Raw genomic sequence first — 2,809 nt, forward strand, 5'->3', positions numbered from 1 at the left:
CCCGGTCACGCCCGAGCGAGCCGTCGCGACCCCGCCGGCGCCGGCGCGCACGCCTTCTCCGTCGGCCGCGACCCCCGCAGAGACGCTCGAGCCCGCGCGGCCGCCGGTCTCGACGGCTCCGACCGAACCGGAGATCGAGATCGTTCCTGCCGCGCCCGTGGGGCCGCCGCCGACCGCGGCGGAGCGCCCGCCCTCGGATCCGGACGCGCCGATCGCGACCCGGCCCCAGCCGCTCGGGACGGCGGCCGACTAGGCGGACTTGAGGGTCAGATAGCCGCGCTCGACCATGCGGCGCAGACCCTCATAGGCCTCGGCCAGCTCCTCATAGGCGGTGCGCGCCGAGGTCAGCCGGGCGATCTGGTCGGGAGTCGAAGGTGCGCCCGAGTCGCTCTGGCGAAGGGCCTCGCCGACCCATTTGGCCCGGGCCGTCGCGGTCTGAATCGCCAGTCGCTGGAAGACCGCGGCGTCGAGGCCGGACAGGGCGGCGCCGATCACCTCGCGGTTGGCCACGAAGGCGGAATAGTCGATCTGCTCCAGCAGGCCGCGCAGCCGTCGCTGCTCCTGCGGATCGGCGTCCTGCGGCTCGAAATGGTCCCGCTGGCGCCGGTAGGTGGTGGTCTGGATGGTCGCCATGGCGCCGCTCCGAGGATGGTCAGCACGGAGGGTGCGCCGCGCCGATTAACGAGGGGTTGCGGTCGGGGGTTGCGAGCGTGGCCCGCCTCATGATACTTAAGTAAATGCTTCAGCATCAGCAGCCGCTCGATCTGGCCTTCCAGGCCCTGTCCGATCCGACCCGGAGACGGATGGTCGAACGCCTGTCCGCCGGCCCCGCGACGGTCAGCGAGCTGGCCGCGCCGCTGCCGATGACGATGTCGGCGGTGGTCCAGCACCTGAAGATTCTTGAGGCCTCCGGACTGGTGGCCACCGATAAGGTCGGCCGCGTCCGTACCTGCCGGGTGGAGCCGCAGGCGCTCGGCGCCGCGGAACGCTGGATCAACGATCGCCGCCGGTCCGTCGAGCGCAGTCTCGACCGGCTCGGCGTCTTCCTGGATGAAACCAGGCCCGAAGAGGAGACACCGAAATGACCGCGCAACTCGCCCACGGCATGTTCACGATCGAGCGTCGCTACGACGCTTCGCCGGACCGCGTGTTCCACGCCTGGTCGGACCCGATCGCATTCCGCCGCTGGTTCGTCGAAGCTCCGGGCGCCACGGTCCATGAGTGGCGCCACGAATTCCGCGTCGGCGGCAGCGGCGGCGGTCGCTACCGCTTCGGCGGCGAGGAGAACGACATCGGCTTCAATGACACGGTGTTTCTGGACATCGTCGAGAACCGCCGGATCATCCTCAGCTACGTCATGGACCGCGAACTCGGGAATGAGAGGCGTCGGGACTCGGCGTCCCTGGCGACCATCGAACTGGTCGCCGACGGCGCCGGCACGCGGCTGATCTATACCGAGCAGGGCGCCTATTTCGGCGAGGACGGCGGCGCGCATATTCCGTTGCGCGAAGAGGGGTGCGCCGAGATGCTCGAAAACCTCGCGCGCGAGCTGGAGAGCCGCAAATGACGGGCGGGGAGAAGGAGGACTGACCATGTCGCTGACCCTGTGGTCCCACCCCTATTCGGCCTATGGCCAGAAGGCCCTGGTCGCCCTCTACGAACTGGGGCTGCCGTTCGAGGCGAAGCTGGTCGACTTCGCGGATGAGTCGGTCATGGCCGCCTTCCGGGCGCTGTCGCCCTTCGCCAAGATGCCGGTGCTGATCGATACGGCGGCGGACCGGACCGTCCACGAGTCCAGCATCGTCATCGAATATCTGGACCGGGCGGCGGGCGGCGGCCGGCTGATCCCGACCGATCCGGAGGCGGCGCTGGAGGCCCGCTGGGTGGACCGTATCATCGACACCTACGTCGGCGGGCCGATGAACCGGATCATCTTCCACCGGCTCGGCCGGGCCGGGCCGCCGCCGCCGGACGCGGTCATGGCGCTGGACGCGAACGAGATCGGGACCGCCTGGGACCTGCTGGAACGCCGCCTCGGCGACGGACGGACCTGGGGCGCGGGCGAGACCTTCACCCTGGCAGACTGCGCCGCCGCCCCGATCCTGACCTATGCCCGGCGGTTGGTCCCGTTCGGCGAGCGGCCGCGCCTCAAGGCCTGGCACGGCCGGTTGATGGCCCGGCCGTCCTTCCGGCGCGCGCTGGAGGACGCCGCCCCCTTCGGCGACCTGATGCCGGCCCCGCCGCCTGTCGACTAGGCGGGGGCGCGGGATCAGCCGTTGGCGGTTTCCAGAGCGGTCGTGCCGCCCGGCGTGGGGGCCACGTCGAGCAGCTTGAGACGGAAGATCAGCACGCTGTTGGGCGGGATCTCGCCGGCGCTGTCCTCGCCGTAACCCAGCTCCGGGGAGATGTAGACCAGCCACTCGTCCCCGACCGTCATATGCTGGAGCGCGTCGCGCATCCCCGGGATGATGGATCCGGAGATGCCCTCCTCGATGGTGAAGACCGCCGGCTGGCCGCGCTCGAACGAGCTGTCGAAAACCGTCCCGTCGGTCAGGGAGCCCTCGTAGTCGACGCGCACCAGATCGTTGCCGTCGGGCCGCTCGCCGCCGGGCGGACCCGCCTGCAGCACCTTGTACTGCACCCCTGACGGCAGGGTCCGGACGCCGTCCGCCGTGGCGTTGGACTCCAGGAAGAATTCCGCCGCCCGCAGGTTGGCGGCCGCGAGGCGGCGCCCGGCGTCGATGCGGATCTCGCCGTGCGTGAGCACCCCGCCGCGCGCGGCGGCGGGCGGCGCGCCGGCACGGCGCAG

The 2,809-nt window shown here is 71.0% G+C and carries 5 protein-coding genes and 1 pseudogene; 4 read left to right on the forward strand and 2 right to left on the reverse strand.

Going from position 1 to position 2,809, the window contains the following annotated elements; genetic code table 11:
• Positions 1–253, forward strand: a pseudogene (locus tag RDU12_RS14615) (hypothetical protein); the annotation flags it as partial.
• On the opposite strand, the gene RDU12_RS14620 reads toward RDU12_RS14615, so the two are convergent.
• Positions 250–633 (reverse strand): hypothetical protein, encoded by a 384-nt coding sequence (locus RDU12_RS14620; protein WP_300292898.1) that lies wholly within the window; start codon positions 631–633, stop codon positions 250–252. The pseudogene RDU12_RS14615 and the gene RDU12_RS14620 overlap by 4 nt on opposite strands.
• A 104-nt stretch (positions 634–737) precedes the next feature.
• Between RDU12_RS14620 and RDU12_RS14625 the strand changes: the two genes are divergently transcribed.
• Genes RDU12_RS14625 through RDU12_RS14635 form a run of 3 tightly spaced genes read left to right on the forward strand, consistent with a single transcriptional unit; the run spans position 738 to position 2,255 of the window.
• A complete protein-coding gene (locus RDU12_RS14625; RefSeq protein WP_300292897.1) occupies positions 738–1,085 on the forward strand; it encodes a helix-turn-helix transcriptional regulator in 348 nt (115 codons plus the stop codon).
• Positions 1,082–1,567: an SRPBCC domain-containing protein gene (locus RDU12_RS14630; protein ID WP_300292896.1), complete on the forward strand. Its 486-nt coding sequence runs from the start codon at positions 1,082–1,084 to the stop codon at positions 1,565–1,567. The genes RDU12_RS14625 and RDU12_RS14630 overlap by 4 nt, the downstream gene beginning before the upstream one ends.
• Before the next feature lie 25 nt (positions 1,568–1,592).
• Positions 1,593–2,255 (forward strand): glutathione S-transferase family protein, encoded by a 663-nt coding sequence (locus RDU12_RS14635; RefSeq protein ID WP_300292895.1) that lies wholly within the window; start codon positions 1,593–1,595, stop codon positions 2,253–2,255.
• Between the two features lie 14 nt (positions 2,256–2,269).
• Here the strand turns inward: RDU12_RS14635 and RDU12_RS14640 are convergent, their stop codons facing one another.
• Complete coding sequence (locus RDU12_RS14640) at positions 2,270–2,809, reverse strand: FKBP-type peptidyl-prolyl cis-trans isomerase (RefSeq protein WP_308685357.1); 540 nt, start codon at positions 2,807–2,809, stop codon at positions 2,270–2,272.

Source organism: Brevundimonas sp., from assembly GCF_031082345.1.
GTDB lineage: Bacteria > Pseudomonadota > Alphaproteobacteria > Caulobacterales > Caulobacteraceae > Brevundimonas.